The sequence below is a fragment of the Pseudoalteromonas sp. SR45-1 genome (assembly GCF_014163655.1).
In the GTDB taxonomy this organism is placed as follows: domain Bacteria; phylum Pseudomonadota; class Gammaproteobacteria; order Enterobacterales; family Alteromonadaceae; genus Pseudoalteromonas; species Pseudoalteromonas distincta.
The window spans coordinates 274,258-293,046 of the sequence record NZ_JACJDR010000002.1 but is presented as its reverse complement, the minus strand read 5'-3'; the positions used below and the strand labels follow the sequence as shown (position 1 = coordinate 293,046).

At 39.0% G+C, this 18,789-nt stretch carries 14 protein-coding genes; 4 read left to right on the top strand and 10 right to left on the bottom strand.

The features are described 5' to 3' along the window. Positions 1 to 6: 6 nt before the first annotated feature. Together argB and argC are read right to left on the bottom strand one after the other, a co-directional pair. The gene (argB, locus tag H5089_RS03755; protein WP_182711505.1) at positions 7 to 774 is read right to left on the bottom strand and encodes an acetylglutamate kinase; all 768 of its coding nucleotides are present in this window, start codon (positions 772 to 774) and stop codon (positions 7 to 9) included. Then, on the bottom strand, positions 775 to 1,785 hold the full coding sequence (gene argC, locus H5089_RS03750) for an N-acetyl-gamma-glutamyl-phosphate reductase (RefSeq protein WP_024596072.1): 1,011 nt from the start codon (positions 1,783 to 1,785) through the stop codon (positions 775 to 777). Between the two features lie 224 nt (positions 1,786 to 2,009). On the opposite strand from argC, the gene argE reads away from it, so the two are divergent. Continuing rightward, positions 2,010 to 3,158: an acetylornithine deacetylase gene (gene argE / locus H5089_RS03745; protein ID WP_182711504.1), complete on the top strand. Its 1,149-nt coding sequence runs from the start codon at positions 2,010 to 2,012 to the stop codon at positions 3,156 to 3,158. Between the two features lie 53 nt (positions 3,159 to 3,211). Here argE and H5089_RS03740 read toward each other — a convergent pair whose 3' ends face one another. Together H5089_RS03740 and radA are read right to left on the bottom strand one after the other, a co-directional pair. Then, positions 3,212 to 4,144, bottom strand: a complete 933-nt coding sequence (locus H5089_RS03740) for a hypothetical protein (protein ID WP_002958768.1) — start codon at positions 4,142 to 4,144, stop codon at positions 3,212 to 3,214. A 75-nt stretch (positions 4,145 to 4,219) separates the two neighbouring features. Beyond that, on the bottom strand, positions 4,220 to 5,605 hold the full coding sequence (gene radA / locus H5089_RS03735; protein WP_002958769.1) for a DNA repair protein RadA: 1,386 nt from the start codon (positions 5,603 to 5,605) through the stop codon (positions 4,220 to 4,222). Between the two features lie 363 nt (positions 5,606 to 5,968). On the opposite strand from radA, the gene H5089_RS03730 reads away from it, so the two are divergent. Beyond that, on the top strand, positions 5,969 to 8,446 hold the full coding sequence (locus H5089_RS03730; RefSeq protein ID WP_024596075.1) for a PilZ domain-containing protein: 2,478 nt from the start codon (positions 5,969 to 5,971) through the stop codon (positions 8,444 to 8,446). A gap of 20 nt (positions 8,447 to 8,466) precedes the next feature. On the opposite strand, the gene serB is transcribed toward H5089_RS03730, so the two are convergent. Then, positions 8,467 to 9,495, bottom strand: coding sequence for a phosphoserine phosphatase SerB (gene serB, locus H5089_RS03725; protein WP_182711503.1), 1,029 nt, complete (start codon positions 9,493 to 9,495; stop codon positions 8,467 to 8,469). A gap of 152 nt (positions 9,496 to 9,647) precedes the next feature. Here serB and H5089_RS03720 point away from each other — a divergent pair, with 152 nt between their 5' ends. Then, a complete protein-coding gene (locus tag H5089_RS03720; RefSeq protein WP_024608994.1) occupies positions 9,648 to 10,268 on the top strand; it encodes an AhpA/YtjB family protein in 621 nt (206 codons plus the stop codon). Here H5089_RS03720 and H5089_RS03715 read toward each other — a convergent pair. From H5089_RS03715 to H5089_RS03695, 5 genes are all read right to left on the bottom strand, one after another. Then, positions 10,235 to 11,002: a TatD family hydrolase gene (locus tag H5089_RS03715; protein WP_182711502.1), complete on the bottom strand. Its 768-nt coding sequence runs from the start codon at positions 11,000 to 11,002 to the stop codon at positions 10,235 to 10,237. The two genes, H5089_RS03720 and H5089_RS03715, sit on opposite strands and share 34 nt — an antisense overlap. Before the next feature lie 21 nt (positions 11,003 to 11,023). Further along, positions 11,024 to 11,662 carry a pyridoxamine 5'-phosphate oxidase gene (gene pdxH / locus H5089_RS03710; protein ID WP_002958774.1) on the bottom strand — a complete coding sequence of 213 codons (639 nt, stop codon included), beginning with the start codon at positions 11,660 to 11,662 and terminating at the stop codon, positions 11,024 to 11,026. Between the two features lie 299 nt (positions 11,663 to 11,961). Continuing rightward, positions 11,962 to 13,704 (bottom strand): arginine--tRNA ligase, encoded by a 1,743-nt coding sequence (gene argS, locus H5089_RS03705; RefSeq protein ID WP_002958775.1) that lies wholly within the window; start codon positions 13,702 to 13,704, stop codon positions 11,962 to 11,964. 60 nt (positions 13,705 to 13,764) lie between these two features. Further along, entirely contained in the window at positions 13,765 to 15,354 is a 1,590-nt protein-coding gene (prfC, locus tag H5089_RS03700; protein ID WP_002958776.1) for a peptide chain release factor 3, read from the bottom strand. Between the two features lie 292 nt (positions 15,355 to 15,646). Beyond that, positions 15,647 to 15,850, bottom strand: coding sequence for a hypothetical protein (locus H5089_RS03695; RefSeq protein WP_033020690.1), 204 nt, complete (start codon positions 15,848 to 15,850; stop codon positions 15,647 to 15,649). A gap of 245 nt (positions 15,851 to 16,095) precedes the next feature. Between H5089_RS03695 and H5089_RS03690 the strand changes: the two genes are divergently transcribed. Then, positions 16,096 to 18,762, top strand: a complete 2,667-nt coding sequence (locus H5089_RS03690) for an ATP-binding protein (RefSeq protein ID WP_024596082.1) — start codon at positions 16,096 to 16,098, stop codon at positions 18,760 to 18,762. Positions 18,763 to 18,789 lie beyond the last annotated feature (27 nt).

Genomic DNA, 18,789 nt, shown 5'->3' with positions numbered 1-18,789 from the left:
ATAAACCTATGGTGTAATCTTAGTTCCGACATGCTCGCCTTGTAGCAGAGCAGTTAAATTTTCTGGCTTTTGCCAGCTGGAAATATACACACCGCGTCGTAAATGTTGGGCAGCGTGAAGGCTGGTCTTAACTTTGACCTCCATCCCGCCCACAATTACTCCATTTGTAATTAAAGTATCAATGTGTTTTGTGTCAAGTTGATGTAACGGCTGTTTATTTTCATCAAGCACTGCTTCAACATCCGTCATAAAAATAAGCTCGGCATTTAAGTTACTAGCAATAGCCGCTGCAGCTTCATCTGCATTTACGTTGTACCAAAGCCCTTGCTCATCAAAGCCTATAGAGCTAACAATGGGTAGGCGACCGATTTTAAGTAAATCATTAACAATAGAATCGTCGTTGCTTTTACATTTACCCACCAAGCAAAGCGCTTTTAGCTTTTGAGTGGCAGTAACACCTGCCTCAAAAAGACTTAAGCCGACAGGCTTGTGCCCAGCACTAATAGCTTGAGTCATTAATTGTTTATTAGCGCAACCTGCAAGCGCACCCACTATATAAGGCATTTGCTCTGTTGGGCTAATACGTAATCCTTGGTGTTTAGCACTGGCAAAACCCGCTTGTTTTAACCATGTATCAACTAAAGCGCCACCGCCATGTACAATCACAAACTCATCATTTGTTTGCTCATTTAATACATCAAACAACGCTTTTGCTGCATTTTCTGTATTAAGTACTGCACCACCTAGTTTAATTACCCACGTTTTTTTACTCATTTAAAACGCTCCTTTTAAACCAGTGGTATGATCTAAATTCATAGAAATATTAATACACTGCAAAGCTTGTCCAGCAGCGCCTTTTAATAAGTTATCAATAGCAGACATCACAATTAACTGCGTTCCTTGTTGCTGCCAGCCAATATCAACAAATGGCTGCTTAGCTACACCTTTAATTGAAGGTACTTTATCGCCTAATAAACGAATTAATGGCTCGCTCGAAAGTACTTGATAAGCCGATGCAACGTTTTCCTTGGTAACGCCTGGCTTAAGCTGTACATAAATAGTTTCTAAAATACCGCGCGGAAAATTACCTAGATGCGGTGTAAACAACACTTTGTGGCCAAGGTGTTGTTCAATTTCAGGGCCGTGGCGATGGTTAAACAAACCATAAGGTGCAAGCGACACTTCACAAAAATGCGTTCCTACACTGGCTTTACGCCCTGCGCCTGTAACGCCCGAAACCGCATTAATAATAATACTTTCGCTGCTTAATAAGCCTGCTTGCTTAAGCGGTTTTAGCGCATTAAGCGCTGCTGTTGGGTAACAGCCTGCAACAGCAATTAGCTTTGCATTAGCGATAGCATCATGGTTCCACTCAGCTAGACCGTAAGCCGCTTCATTTAAAAGCTCTGGATGTTGATGCTCAAAACCATAGTAAGTAACGTAGTCGTCATTGCTTGCTAAACGATAGCCACCAGATAAATCAAATACCTTTTTACCCATAGCTAAAAATTGCGGCGCTAGATCAACACTTACTTTGTGATCGGTACATAAGCATACGTAATCAGCATCACTTTGAATGTCATCAAAAGCTGATACGCTAAGAGGAAGTAAAGGGCAGTCTAGTAAGCCAAGGTGCTCTGGGTATAAATCACTTAGCAATTTATTTTTATCTAAGCTACCCTCAGATACATAACAGCCTGTTAAAGTTAAGTTTGGATGCTTAGCAACTAAACTTGCTAACTCTGCGCCGCTGTATCCGCTTGCGCCAATAATCACTACATTCATTTGTTACTCGTTATCTTAAAATTAATTACTACTTATCTATAATGTTCGCTTAAACTAGCTTAGACGCTAATTAAGTCTTTTTTATTAATGAATTTTGATTATCGTCGCATTATTTTCATGGCGTTACTTTTAATATATTTATGCTTAAAAAGTGAATTGATATTCATCATAAATACTTTTATATTGTTATGCAATTAAATTGAATAATAATTTTGGATTTTTTTATGCCTTTGCCTTCGTTTATTTTCATGTACCAACAATTGATTGCAGCCCCTTCTATTAGTGCTATTGAAGACAACCTGTGTATGAGCAATAAAAACGTAATTGAACTCCTAGCCAGTTGGTGCGAAACAATCGGTTTTACGTGTGAAATTATAGAATTAGAAGGAGGTAAAGGGCGCTATAATTTATTAGCAAAACGCGGAGAAGGTGATGGCGGATTAATGCTAGCTGGTCATACCGACACAGTGCCTTTTGATGACAGTCGTTGGAATCATAATCCATTTAAACTTACCGAACTCGATAACAAATTGTATGGGCTAGGAAGTATTGATATGAAAGGCTTTTTTGCTTTTGTATTACAAGCGATTAGTGAACTTGATGAAAAGCAGCAAACTCAGCCTATTTTAATCCTTGCCACCGCCGACGAAGAAACAACGATGGCTGGTGCACAACAAATATGTAAGCACCCGAATTTAAAACCTGCGCGTTGTATAATAGGCGAACCTACTGATATGACGCCAGTATTTATGCACAAAGGCCATATGAGTACAGCAATAAGAGTGGTTGGTCGCTCTGGGCATAGCTCCGATCCCGAACGTGGTCTTAACGCCATTGAAGTAATGCATAAAGTGATTACAAAATTGATGATCTTAAAAGAACAATTAAAGCATAAGTATTCAATAAACCACTTCGAAATCCCTTATCCAACATTAAACTTAGGTAATATTCATGGCGGCGATAACGCGAATAGAATTTGTGGTTGCTGTGAAATGCATATAGATATGCGCCCATTACCAGGTTTAAGTGTACAAGAACTACAAGCATTAGTACTCGATGCAACGAAAGAGATAAATCAGCAATACCCAAATGCGGTGAGCGTTATTGATTTACATGAACCAATACCGGCATTTAGTGGGAGCACCGACAGTGCTTTAGTAAAAATGGCTGAAAAAATAGCGGGGCAAAAAGCGGTCGCAGTAAATTACTGCACTGAAGCGCCGTTTATCCAGCAACTCGGTTGTGAAACGATTGTAATGGGCCCAGGCTCAATTAACCAAGCACACCAGCCTGATGAATTTTTAGCGATGGAAAAAATAAAACCATCACAACAAATAATCACTGATCTTATAAAAGCAAATTGCTTTAGCTAATAAGATTACAATAAAGGCGCCAATTGGCGCCTTTATTAATACAGAACTAAGGCCTAATCACCTTTAACTTCTAAGTTAATAAACTTAACTAGCTCTTCAGGTTGCCCTACTAGCATCATAACTTGTTGGTTAATTTCCATCATAGTTTTACCTTCAGGTAGCTTTGCAGACACACTGAATGAATTTAAACCTTTCGCAAAGCTAGTTAAAGCCTCTGCAATATCTTCAGTTACAGGAGCTTGTTGTAACTGTTGCTCTAGCGTCATTTCCATTTGCTCAAGCGTCATACCTTGCTTTTCAAGCTCGCTTGAGAGTAAATCTTTTAATTTACCCTGGTTATTTAAGGCAAAGCTAACATTACGCGGCTCTAATTTACTCATTGCTTGCATAACAAGTGTTTGCTGCTGTAATTCTTGCTCATACGTCAGCGGTTGATCACCCGCTTCTTGCTGCGCCTTGCTAATAGCCAATGAAGCATCCATTAACGCTTTTGAATTAGCTAAACCCATATCCATATTAAAACTAACAATGTCTTTTGCATCAAGCTTAACTACTACATCACTATTGCCAGACTCTTCATCGTAATCAAGTGATGAATGTAAGTCGTAACTTGCCGACGCTAACATTTCGTTTGTATCAGCTGGTAATTTTGATACGAAGCTTTTATCAAACTGAAAGCTTTTTACATCAAATGATGTATGTGGTGATATTTTATCCGGCTCGTAGCCAGTTATTTCAATGCTTTGAATATTAGCAACATTGTCACCTTCAGGGCTTATTACTTCCATGTTTGTTATTTCTACACTCTTTGAAATAACACTTGCCGATAAACCAGCGTATTTAAATGTAGCGCCAGTTTGCTCGCTTACTAAAGCAAGTTGCTTATCTACTTCTGCACGCACTTCTTGAGTTGCTACGTAGTTTGCGTAACTAACACCACCCACGCCTGCGGCCACAAGAGCTGCAACTATAACTAATTTTTTCATGTCATTTCCTTATTTAATTCTTTCTATAAAGTGTCTCAACTTAAGAGTAACACTGAAGAACATCACCGATAAGTGTTAATTAATCAAACTAAGTAACTCATGTACGGTTTTTACAGGGGTAATTTTAGCGCCTAGCCCTTCCATCGATTTATGGTAATTGCGAAATGGAATATATATTTCTGTAAAACCATGTTGTGCAGCCTCTTTAACACGCGGTACACCACTGTCTATTGGGCGTACATCGCCGTTTAAGCTAAGTTCTCCCATAATACACGTGGTACGAGGTACAACAAATTCGTTTAAACTGCTAAGTAACGCGGTTACTAATGCTAAATCGATGCAGGTTTCTGTCTCATCAATTCTTAAACCACCCACAATATTAAAAAACGTATCGTGAAATATTTTAGTTTTAGTATGCTTACGTAATATACCGGTCAGCATTTTTATACGATTCATATTTAAACCAACACAAACACGCTGCGGAAATTCAGCTTCTGTTTCGGTAGTTAAACATTGAATCTCAAGCAATAAATTACGATTCCCTTTACGAATACAGGTAATAGTAGAGCCAGGTGAGTCGGTGGTTGAACCCGATAAAAATATTTCACTTGGATTATCAACGCTTAACATTCCACGTTCACACATTTTAAAAATGCCAACAGTATCAATATCACCAAAGCGGTTTTTATTTGCCCTAAGGGTTCGTATTTGCCCATCGTTGGTATCTATGTGTAAAAGCGCATCAACAATATGTACAAGTGTTTGAGGGCCTGCTATTTCGTTATTTTTATTTACGTGAGCAATAATGAACATGGTTACATCATTTTGCTTACAGTACTGAGTTAATGCTTGGGCGGCGCTTTTTACCTGCGAAGGCGAACCTGGGCTACCATTTGCCGTATCGGTTACAACAGCTTGAATAGAGTCAATAACAGCAAACTTAATTTTATTTTTCTCGAGCTCTTCGATGATGGTTTCAACGCTCGTTTCTGAAAGTAAATAAAGCTCGTCCGGGTTATAGTTTAACTTTAAACGATTTACCCTGTTTTTAAACTGCGATAAAGATTCTTCTGCCGTACAGTAAAGTGACGGCATCCGTTGTGACATTCTCGCCACTAGGTCAGATAGCAAAGTTGTCTTACCCGCCCCCGGATCGCCGGAAATTATATTAACAGAGCCAGTAGTCACCCCGCCGCTTAGTACGCGATCAAGCTCGCCGATTTCAGTTAGCTGCTTTTCAGCCTCTGATGTAGCAATATCATTGATTTTTTTAGAGCCACCACCAACACCACCAGCATAACCACCAACGTTTGCTCGTATTGATGCTTTTTTACTGTGCCCTGCTGAAGGCTTAAATTCCGCTAATGTGTTCCACGCACCGCAGCGACATTGACCCTGCCAACGTTGATAGTTCATGCCACATTCGGTACAAACAAATTCTACTTTTGCCGCTTTAGCCATTGATCACTTTACCTACTATTCTTTAATTAAAAAAATTCTTACTATTAAGCGCTTATTTTGCCATTTCAGGCATTTACTTAGCAACAAACTCTTGCCTGCTTAAAAATCTAGCGTCACAATCAATAAATACACATGGTGTTTCTTTTTAGCTATAATTTAGGGCATACTTTTTGCTTTGTAATAGTTTAAAGTAACTTGCCAATAAAATGGCAAATAACACATACATAACAAGAGCTAAACAGTAGTAACTCAAATAATTGTACCTATATTAATAACATAGCGCGATTTAACGTTTATTGAACTTCTAATAAATGGACTTAACAGTATACCTACTTTTTCAATTAGACGGTGATGGTTTTATAAATGGCTGATGACATAATGCTCAAACACGAAGACCTCGTGAATGAGTTAAAAACATATTTAGGCAACGCTAAATTTGATCTAATTTTCAAATCAAAAACCGCAGGGTTAACTAAACCTGAGCAATTTTTAATGAAAATGGAAATGTCGCGTTTATCTCAGCCAGTGGCACGTTTTGTTGATCTTCGCGGATTAGTGACAGGCCAAGTAAAACCATATGAGCATAACGGCAAGCAACACTTTATGGATGACACAGCCATTGAAGTGTTTGAAAAAGCGCTTAAACAACATGGTGAATACACCTTAGCTGTTTACGAAGCCGTAATGAATACAGAAAATAACCACCGCGTATTACAAAAACAAGCAGCCGAAAAATCAGAGTTACAAGAGTTAGAAAATAACTTAAACACTGAAGTAATTAAGTTTGCCTCTTATGAGAGCCGCCGTGAAGAACGGATGAATTACTCAATAAAAGTAACGATTGATTACAAAGATAAAAAGAACATTGCTGCTAGCACCTCAGATATATCTTTAAGCGGTTGTAAAGTTAAGCTTGCAACGCGCTACTCTATAAAAAAAGGCGAACTCATCGCAATGCGCTTAGTAGGCCTTGAGCAAGACTTTGAACTTGGCCTAAAAAACGGTATTCAATACGAAGTTGTTGCAGTAGAAAATATCTCTCGTGAATTTAATCACATCCGCTTAAAGCGCACTTATATAGAAAACAACGATGCCTTTAATGACTTTTTAGAAAGTTTTATTCATGGTAATAAGCGTCGTTATAAAGTAAATCTAGATAATACGCTCGATGCTGTAGTATCAAAGGGGTATGAGCAGTACTACATTCCTCGCGTAACGTCTTTATATGTGTTTTTAAGTAAAAAAGATGAGCAATATTACCCAAGCCTTAGCCTTACCACTGAAAATAATATTTTTATTCAGCGCTACTTTACCGATGAAAGAAAAATACCGTGTTTGTACAATATACTTAATCATCAGCGTATTACACAATTACTAACTCAAATTACCGCAGTAAAAGAAGATTACCTCTATACATTTACACATATATCATCAGGTAAAATTTATTACTACTCAGCGACGCGTACAGAGTTAAATAACAACCCTAAATTACGTGATCTATTTTTAGGTTTTGGTAGCCAAAAAGAGAGCTGGCAGTGCTTTAAAATACAAGTAATGCCAAGTCATCCAGATGATTCTTTTATACCGCTTTCACTACCTAATAGTGCCGGTGAAAATATAGAAAAATTAAATAAGCCGCCTTCACCTCGTGTAAAAGGCCTTATAAAAGATGTTAAGTATATTGTTGTACTTACAAATATTGGCAATAAAGCTGAACAAGCAAATTATAAACAACTTACTTTTGATAAAGCATTAGTAAATCAGCTTAAGCACTTTGGCCACGCAAAACACAAAACACCACCCTACTTAGATATTGTGCCACTTGAATACGTAAATTTACGCTCGCATAAGCGCTATCTTTATAAAACACCAGTTAGTGTCACTATTAATGATGAGGTATTTAACGGCTATACACGTGACTTTTCGGTAATGGGTTTGCAGTTAGAGTGCGAACAACCTGCCACATTTAAAAAAGGCGATATAGTACTTTTAGCATTCCCTGAACTTCAAAAAATAACTAAAAAGCATAAGCTTAGTGAACTAAAGTACGAAGTAATGGCCATCAGTAAGTCATTTACTACTATTAACCTAAAAGCAAATCGTATTGCTGATTTACCCCATGCTGGCGTGACCTTTTTCACTCAGCTAATAGAAGGTAATAAAGACAAACTTAAAGTATCTGAAGAAGCACCTAAAGTAGAAGGCTTATCTACCGCACTTAGAAATATGGTTACAAAAAGCGTTTGCCAATTTCCGCTATATTTACACAAAGAAGCTGCACACTTTAAAACCGGCGCAATTGGATATGGGTTATACGCCAGCCCTATGCACGTGATTTTGCAAAACTTTGGTTTATTAAGTAACAAAACTGACTTTTCGAGCATTCTGACCGAAGAGCAAATTATTAATGTAATAACACCAAATATTAAAGATCGCAGCCGCCAAGATGCACCGCTTGCTTTTACACTTGCTATTAACTTCGATCCTCGAAAAGGCAGTATTGAAGAGGCTATTGTTAGCCAATGCGCTTTAGGTGAAGACTACTCAAGCTTTTATAAACAAATTAGTAAAGGTATTACATCGCAACTTATATTCGTAATGCGTTTGTATATATCGCGCACAGGTCGCCCCGATACTGATTATCTTTCTAATGAGCTAAAATACGTAAGTCAGTACGCAATGCACAAAGCTAAAGATTTAGAAGAAGCCTTATGGGCCGTAGCTGGTGTAGGTGATGTAGTAGATATAACTGAAGAAGCGCTAAGCCATTTAGAACTAAAAAAAGAGCAAGTAGCACAAATGAGCCGCCGTAAGCTAATTTGGTTAAACCGCTTACGTTAAGCGGTTTAACTTAATTTATTTTAAAGTGTTGGTTGTTTTTCTAACGGAATAGCCAACATATACAACAATTGCAATAATGACCCATCACAAATAGCCGCCTGTGCTTGCTCAACCACTTTTGGCTTACCATGTACGGCCACACCTAGGCCTGCTTTTGCCATCATGACTAGATCATTTGCGCCATCTCCAATAGCTACAGTTTGTGCTTTTTTAAGCCCTAGCTTTTGCTGAAGCACCTCTAAAACGACCGCTTTTTGCTGCGCATCGACAATCGTACCCAGCACTTTACCTGTTAGCTTGTCGTTTTTAAATTCGAGCACATTAGCGTGCACTTCATCTAAATTAATCAGCTCTTGTACACGCTCTGCAAAAGGCACAAAACCACCTGAGGCAATCGCCAAATACCAGTTATGTTGCTTTAAAATTTGGCACAGCATTTTAATGCCAGGCATTAATGGTAATGTACTTTTCAGTTCTTCAATTAAGCTTTTTTCAATACCTTCAAGCTTAGCTACACGCTGATATAAACTCTCACTAAAATCAAGTTTACCCGCCATTGCAAGTGCAGTTACAGAGGCAACTTCATCGTATACGTTCGCAAGGCGTGCTATTTCGTCTATGCACTCAATAGTTATTGCAGTTGAGTCCATATCCATAACCAATAAACCTGGCTCATATAAATTAGGCGGCGTATCAACTTGCACTAATTGACAATCAAGCGTGTTTGAAAATTCTTGTAGTACTAACGGGTTTATAGTTTTATCTGCATTTTGCGCGTAAAAACACAGTGCTGGTGCAAGCCCTAAATCAGGTTGGTATTGGCATATAGCGGTGACTTTTTGGTTATGTGTCGCTAAAAAGTCAACAATACTGGCAATGTGTTTTTCCGCAAAATCACCCGCAAATGCGATGCTAAATAACCCTAATGCTTTGTTTGGAATATAATCGAGAGGTGTAGATACACCACCACTATAGCTAAACCATTTATTTAGAGTTAAGTGTTGTAATGGTTGCTCAGCAGCTTGCTGTGCCATGTTGATTTGCGACATGGGATCTCCGTGTTTATTTTTATTTTCCTGATAGTTGGCATCTCAAAACTGCTATTCTCAACACTAAATTCGCCATCAGGTGGGGTTTAAGGTTATAGTTAGTGTAGTTGTAACATCAAATCAAAATGCTGTCAGTAGCATAAACGGTGACTATGAAAAATAACCATATTAAAAACCCTATAAGCGCATCCCAAAGAAAGCGGCTCGTTCGCTTAATTCTTGCGGCTGGCTGTTTTGTATTACTAAGCTGGGTGGGTGTTAATAGTAGTTTTCAGAGTCACCAGTTACTTTACGATAGCGCCGACAGCACTGCAAAAAGCCTCACTCAATTTATGGCTTTAAATGTTAAAACGCCGCTTATAGAAAAGAATAAACCACAACTCAACGCCATTTGTAACGATATAAGTAAAGATGAGTTTGTGCTTTCTGCCACTATTTATGATCAACAGGGCATTTTAATTGCCAGTAGTGACAATTGGCAATCACACCATATTTATGGTCAGCTTCCGGACTCAACACCGGGTATTAGTAAACTAAAAACACCTTTTATGGAACCCGTGATAAGCGATGATGACCGCCCTATAGGCTTTGTGTCTGTTACTTATTTAACTCGCGCTGCAATATCCGACAGCCACAATCATTTTCATGACTTAGGTCGGCAGGTACTATTAATGCTAGTGATTGCTTGTATTTTTACGTGGCAGTTAGGCCGTGGATTAAAGCGCTGGCAGGTAAATCGTTATATGCAAAAAACATCTGAACAAGAATCATAAAGTTGCTTTGCAAGCGTCTCTTTTTCGCTGTGTGGCTTTAAATCACATAGTGCTTCAAACACATCAGGTATATGTAATGGCGTGTTAACCTTCCCTTGGTAGCCACTTAACGGCATTGAAGGTGAATCCGTTTCAAGCACTAAGTGCTCGGGCTCAATAGCGGCAATAACAGCACGGGTTTTAGCTGCACGTTGATAGGTAATAACACCGCCTACGCCAAGCTTAAAGCCCTGTTTGATATAATACTTCGCTTGTTGGATTGAACCTGAAAATGCATGAATCACTCCCCCATTTTTTGGCTTACAACGTTTAAACGCTTGCGCAATTAAATCATGGCTTTGCCTGTGATGTACAATGAGCGGTAAGCTTAGCTCATTAGAAAGCCCTATTTGCTGTTCAAATAAATAAGTTTGTTTAGAGAGGTTTTCAATGCTTCTATCAAGCCCACACTCACCAATGGCCACTAACTGATGCTTATTTGTAGTTGCAAACTCGAATAACGCTTCTATGTGCAATTCTTTATGCTGTTTTAAAAAATAAGGGTGCAGCCCTGCCGCTATTTTTATACTTGGATAGGTTGCTTTGAGCTCTATAAGAGTATGCGATTGAGCAAGCGTAATACCCGGTACAACAAACTGATTAACTCCCTTTGCGACGCACTCGCCTATGAGCGACTCACGACTTGAATCAAACTCACTAAAATCGAGGTGGCAATGAGAGTCAATAAATTGCACGGTTACTTACTCATCTATTTATTAAGGGTTTAAGCGTGTAATTTGCCAGCTGTTATCTGCTTGGCGCTGATACATAAAACGATCATGTAAACGATGCGCCCCACCTTGCCAAAACTCAATTTTAGTGGGCACTACACAATAACCGCCCCAAAAATCAGGTAATGGAATTTCACCTTTAGCAAACTTATTTTTCATATTAGCAAAGGTTTCCATTAGTACTTTACGTGATGACACCGGACGGCTTTGCGCTGATGCCCACGCTGCTAATTGGCTTTCTTTAGGACGAGATAAAAAGTACTTTGCCACAGCAGAAGTTGGTAATGGTTTAGCCTCGCCATAAACAATAACTTGGCGTTCCATGTGATGCCAAGGAAAGTGCAAGGAAATTTTGTTATTGCCTTTAAGCTCCTGCGCTTTACGCGAACCTGTATTGGTAAAAAATACAAAGCCGTTATCATCCAGGTGCTTTAAAAGCACTATACGCTGTGAAGGCTGACCGGTTTCATCAACAGTTGCTACAACCATCGCTGTTGGATCGGGTAATTGGCTTGCTACAGCATGCTCAAGCCATGTTTCAAACTGCTTGAATGGGTCATCTTGCAAGTTATCTTCGCTTAACGCGTCTTGCAGGTATTCACGGCGGATATCTTCGAGTTTCATAACAAATCCTTTAAATAAAGACTTAGAAAAGAGCTTAGGGTAGCGAGCTTAAAACAATAGATATTGAGTAATAACAAGTATCGAGTCTCAGGTATATACGATAGAAATAGCACCGAGTCTCGGGTGTATCGTTGGGTTTCGTTTCACTCAACCCAACCTACAATGTAAAACATTGCATCTGCAAGTGTAGAAGTGCTGACAAGACGGAGTGCTTTTTTATGCCAAGGAGCATACATTTAGTATGTGACTTAGGCTAAAAAAGCACGACAACGCAGTCAAAGCGAACTACACGCAGCAGATTACATTTGCTCCATAACTTCAATACCAAGTAAGTCTAATCCCGTTTCTAATGTTCTTGAAACCAAATTACACAACACTAAACGGCTATCGCGCACGCTTGGCTCTACGCCTTCTTTAAGTACTGGGCAGGCTTCGTAAAATGTCATGTATAAGCTTGCAAGCTCGTATAAGTAACCACATAGTACGTGCGGTGTTGCTTCGCTGATCATTAAATCAAGTACTTCTTCGAGCTGTAGTAGCTTAAGTGCAAGTGCTTTTTCTTGAGGCTCAACAATTGCAACGTCTGAATTTAATGTAGCAGCATCAACGCCTGACTTACGGAAAATACTGCGTACGCGTGTATAAGCATATTGTAAGTAAGGAGCGGTTGCGCCTTCAAAACTTAGCATGCTGTCCCAGTTAAAAATGTAATCACTGGTACGGTGCTTAGAAAGGTCGGCATATTTAACTGCGCCAATACCTACTTTACGGGCAATTTCGCTGCGATCGCTATCACTTAAATCAGACTCACGTTCAGCTAATTTTGCTGCTGCGCGGTTAATTGACTCTTCTAATAAATCAGCAAGTTTTACTGTGCCACCAGTACGTGTTTTAAATGGTTTATTATCGGCGCCCATCATGGTGCCGAACGGGCAAAACTCGTAGCTTGTTTCGTCTCTTAATAAACCAGCTTTACGCGCTGTTAGCTCTACTTGGTTAAAGTGTAGATTTTGACGTGCATCTACAAAAATTAAGATGCGATCAGCACCTAATTTATTTGAACGGTAGTCACATGCCGCTAAGTCTGTTGTTGCATATAAAAAACCACCGCCAGATTTTTGTACGATAAAGGCTGATGGCTCGCCATCTTTATTAGCTAGCTCATCTAAAAACACCACTTGCGCGCCTTGCGACTCTACGGCAATGTTTTTATCTTTAAGTAGGCTAATAATATCGTTAAGCTCTGCATTGTATGCGCTTTCAGCCATAATATCGGCTTGGGTAAGCGTTACATTTAAACGCTTGTATACTTCTTCAGAGTGTTTAACTGAGGTGGCTATAAATAGTTTCCAAAGTTTTTCACAATGCGCATCGCCGCCTTGTAATTTAACAACGTAGTCACGTGCTTTATCTGCAAAGCCTTCTTCGTCGTCAAAGCGTTTTTTAGCATCGCGGTAAAAAGTTTCTAAATCAGCAAGCGCAACAGTATCTAAGTCAACGCCTTGACTAATTTGATCTTCTAAATGCGCGATTAACATACCAAATTGCGTGCCCCAATCACCCATATGATTTTGACGCACAACCGTATCGCCTCTAAATTCAAGCGCACGTACAATTGAGTCACCAATAATAGTTGAACGTAAATGACCTACGTGCATTTCTTTAGCTAGGTTTGGTGATGAATAATCAACAACTACTTTTTGTGGCTTAGCGTGCTCGTTTACAGCTAGTTTTGCATCATTGTTAGCCGCTTTCACGCTTTGCGCTAAAAACTCAGGCTTTAAATGAATATTAATAAAACCTGGACCCGCAATTTCAGTCTTTTGTGCAATATCGCTTACATCAAGGTTATCAATAATTTTTTGTGCAAGCTCACGCGGGTTGCTTTTCATTTTTTTAGCTGCGCCCATGGCTGCATTAATTTGGTAATCACCAAATTGTGGACGCGTGCTTTGCGTTACTGCCGGGTTTGTATCTTCAGGTAAGCCTGCACCGACCATAGCTGCAATGGCTTTTTCAATTAAAATAGTACGAATATTCATATTTTTTTACCTTTATAAACCCGCCAAAGCAGGTTTTCTTTTAATTCTTGTAAATGAGCTCTAGTTTTCGCGTGTATGGCTAAACGTTACTTCTGGGTAACGCTCGACCGATAAGTTAAGGTTTACACGGCTCGGCGCAATGTAAGTTAAGTTATCACCGCCATCGAGTGCTAAATTGCTTTCGCATTTACGTTTAAATTCTTCAAACTTTTTAACGTCATCACTGCTTACCCAGCGTGCCGTATTCACGTTTACGCCTTCATAAATAGCATCAACGTTATATTCTGCTTTTAAACGTGCTACAACCACATCAAACTGAAGTACGCCTACCGCGCCTACTATTAAGTCGTTATTAATAAGTGGTCTAAATACCTGTACAGCCCCTTCTTCAGAAAGCTGTACTAAGCCTTTTAATAATTGCTTTTGCTTAAGCGGATCGCGAAGGCGAATACGACGAAATAGTTCAGGGGCGAAGTTAGGAATACCACTAAATTTAAGTTTTTCGCCTTGCGTGAACGTATCACCAATTTGAATTGTACCGTGGTTATGCAAGCCAATAATGTCGCCAGCGAAAGCATCTGCGGCACGTTCACGATCGCCCGCCATAAAGGTTACCGCATCAGAAATGCTCACTTGCTTGCCAATTCGCACGTGATTCATTTTCATGCCTTGGCTGTACTTACCCGATACAATACGCATAAATGCAATACGGTCACGGTGTTTAGGGTCCATGTTGGCCTGAATTTTAAATACAAACCCGGTAAAGTTTTCTTCAGTTGCAACAATTAGTCTGTCTTCGGTTTCACGTGGTAATGGCGTTGGCGCCCACTTAGTTAAACCATCTAACACGTGATCAACACCAAAGTTCCCAAGTGCGGTACCGTAATAAACTGGCGAAAGCTCACCGGCTAAAAACAAATCTAAATCAAATTCGTTTGATGCACCAATAACAAGCTCAAGCTCATCGCGTAACTGCGCAGCTAAGTCTTCACCAATGGCAATATCTAACTCTGGATTATCAAGGCCTTTAATTGTGCGAACATCTTGAATTTTATGACCTTGGCCCGTTTTATATAAAACAGCTTCATCATTATGAATGTGATAAACACCTTTGAACTCTTTACCACAACCAATTGGCCAAGTAATGGGTGCACAGGCAATATTTAGCTCTGTTTCAACTTCGTCCAGCACTTCCATTGGGTCGCGAATATCACGGTCACATTTGTTCATAAACGTAACAATAGGTGTGGTACGCAGGCGTGTAACTTCCATTAGCTTACGGGTACGGTCTTCTACACCTTTAGCCGCATCAATAACCATTAAGCACGAATCTACTGCTGTTAATGTACGGTACGTATCTTCAGAGAAATCTTCGTGTCCTGGCGTATCAAGTAAATTAACAAGTGCGTCGTTATATGGAAATTGCATTACAGAAGTAGTAACTGATATACCACGCTCTTTTTCCATTTCCATCCAGTCAGATTTAGCATGCTGGTTAGAGCCGCGACCTTTTACAGTACCAGCTCTTTGAATAGCTTGTCCGAATAACAATACTTTTTCGGTAATCGTTGTTTTACCAGCATCCGGGTGAGAGATGATAGCAAAGGTCCTTCGCTTGCTGATTTCATTGATAATAGTCTGGTCTGCCATTGATAAATTCTTTTAGTTTATATGCGGGGTTGAATGCATTTTAATAAGCGTCTGCGAGTAAACCCGTTATGTTGATCGTAATTAACTACTATTCTCGCTGATTTTCACGTTGCAAACAGCTGATAATAAAGCGTCAATAGTTGATTTTTTAATAATGGCAATTGTAACAGGAGTCGGTATAAAAGTGTGCTATCTACTTAAAAATATCTTAGCTTTAAAATAAATGTGTACAGCAAGCGATATTTAAACGACCTACAATTTGCTCGTAGATCGTTTAAATAAAAATGAGTAGTTACTTAACAACATCAATAGTAGGTACAACCGACATTCCAACACGTAGTTGACTAAGTAAAGGCTGCTTAGCATCTAAACTAATCTTTACCGGTAGGCGCTGCGCTATTTTAGTAAAGTTGCCTGTCGCATTATGCGCACCAATAGTGGAGTAACTTACACCACTTGCTGGACTTAGACTGTCAACGTGTCCTTTTAATGTCACGCTTGGCAATGCATCAACTTTAATTAGAAACTTTAAAAGATGTAAAACTATGTAAGTTTTTTAAACAGCGAATTAATATTATATCCATGTAACTTGTTAAATTTAAATAACTTAAACATAAAAAAAAGAGCTAAAGATTATGCAACTAATGATTGTAATTTAGCCACCAAGACCGCTATAAGCTTGTGTAATCAGGTCGTAACGCATATTATTGGCAGATTGCATGGAGGATAAGTCGTTTGGTCATGAAAACCAGTAAGTTAAGTATAAGATTATTATGGTATATAACACCTCTTGTTATTCTGCCACTGCTATTTTTAGGTGGCTTTACGCTCACCAATGTCACTAATTCAACACAAAAACAAGCTGATTTAATAATGAGCCGTTTTGTTGAGCAACAACAGCAAAAAATATTCAACTATATCGACTCTTTTCACTCTACTGCAAAACTACTCTCAAATTCGCCGGTACTTAGTGACTTTTTAGCAAACGATATTAGCGCCAACGGTAATTACACCCGAAAACTTGGCGCGCTTATGGATGTATTTGCCAGTTACAGCGAAGCTTATCCAGATATAATTAGCATTAATTTAGTTTCAGCAAGTGGGAAAAGTGATGCCTACTACTCTAATAACCTAACAACAGCGCCTAAAAGCTATCCATTTTTTAATCGAGTATTGCAAAGTAATTTAAGTACACAGCAATTTATGATTCAAAAGGACGATGGCACCACGAGCTTATATTTCATTCAACGAATTGACAGCGTTGATTACTACTTGAAACGTCCACAGCAGCTTGGTTTTATTGTAATACATATAGAGCCTTCAATACTCAACTCCAGTATTTTAGAAGCGCCATATAACAACACACTTAATTTAATGTTGACCAAAGACGGGAAAATTTTATTTAGCTCCGACTACAACATGCGCGGCCAATACATAAGCGAATATGAACTTAACCAAGTACATGATCTTGCCGATATAGGCATGCTTTCTACCATTGAACTCTCAAGCATAGATAAAATAGAGCGAATGATTTTTGCCGTACAAATGCCCGGTGGATATTATTACGTTTCAACCATTCCCAAAGGTGTGCTTTATCAATCTGGTAAAGCCATAAGCCTAATAACAGGCTTAATTGTTATTATTTCGATAATCACCCTGCCAATATTAATTTTTATAGTGGTACGTAATTTACTGCTTAATCCAATTGAATTACTAGGTGCTGCAAGCCACCGTGTTGGTGATGGCGATTTGTCGGTGCACTTACCAGCTCATACAAATGACGAAGTGGGTGTTTTGTTTAACGACTTTAACCACATGGTTAATCAAATTAGACACTACCAGCAGCAGCTTGAAGAATATAAACACCACCTTGAAGATAAAGTAGAAAGTCGTACTAAAGCACTTGAAGCCATGAACAGCCAACTAGAGCTTGCAATTGGCCAAGCCGAGCAAGCTAATCAGCTTAAAAGTCGTTTTTTAGCTAATATGAGTCACGAAATACGAACGCCACTTACGGCTATTATGGGCTTTACAGAGCAATTACTCCACAACGACAAAGTAGCCAACGACAAACAACATCTAAGCACTATTTTACGTAATTCAAAACACTTACTAGAGTTAATAAATAACATACTCGACTTATCTAAAATTGAAGCCGAAAAGCTAGCTGTCGATTTGTCTGCGTTAAACGTAGTGCAGCTTGTGCATGACATTGAATCAATTATTCAACCACTGGCACAAGAAAAACAATTAACCCTTAATATTGATTACCAACTGCCGCTACCTCGCACCATTTATAGTGATGTGACCCGCTTAAAACAAATACTTATAAATATTGCAAATAACGCTGTTAAATTTACCGAAAATGGCAGTGTGTCTATTTGCGTGCATTATTTACAAGCAAGTCAAAAGCTAGAATTTGTAATTAAAGATACCGGCATTGGGATGTCTGAGCATCAAATAGAGCGTGTGTTTAAACCGTTTGAGCAAGCCGATGCCACAACCACACGTCGTTTTGGTGGTACAGGCCTTGGGTTGTGTATTTCTAAAAATTTAGCACTGTTACTTGGTGGCGATGTAACGCTTGAAAGTGAAGTTGGCGTTGGTAGCCGCTTTACAATTAGGGTGTCGTGTCAGTTATCTGATGATCAACCAATGCTTGAGTTTTTAACGCAAGAAAGCCAGTTAATACCAGAGAAAGACCCTCTCTTATCGTTTGCGACCAATAACTTTGAGGCTAATATTTTAGTCGCTGAGGATAACCCTGATAACCAGCTATTAATTAAATTATTACTGCAAACTTGGGGCCTTGAACCCGATATTGCTAGTAATGGCGCACAAGCTGTAGAAATGGCACTCGTTAATGACTATCAGCTTATTATAATGGATATGCAAATGCCTGTAATGGGCGGATTAGAAGCGACTAAAATGCTTCGTCATGCAGCATACGATGGCCCCATTATTGCCCTTACTGCTAATGTAATGAACCACGATATAGGTACTTACCTAGAAGCTGGCTGCAACAAAGCACTCGCTAAACCCATTGATAAAGATGCTCTGGAAAATGTACTCGTAAGCTACCTACATCTTGAAAAGGATAATCAAAATAAGTGGGACAGCTTATTAAAAAGCGAAAAGTTTCAGCAAATTACTGATAACTATTTAGCCAACTTACCTACTTATTTAGAAGAAGTTAAAACTCTGCAACATTGTAATGACTGGGAAGCATTAAGAAGTATAGCGCACAGTATTAAAGGTAGTTCTGGATGCTTTAATTTTGATGAGATTTATCACAGCGCTGCGGCACTTGAAGAAAATTTAAAAAGTAACAATAAAGTGCCAAGAGACGAGCTAGTAAATAAATTAATAGCAGCCATTGAGCAAGCAATTAGTGGCAAAGTAACCTAAAAGAAAACTTACAAAATAGTACAAGTT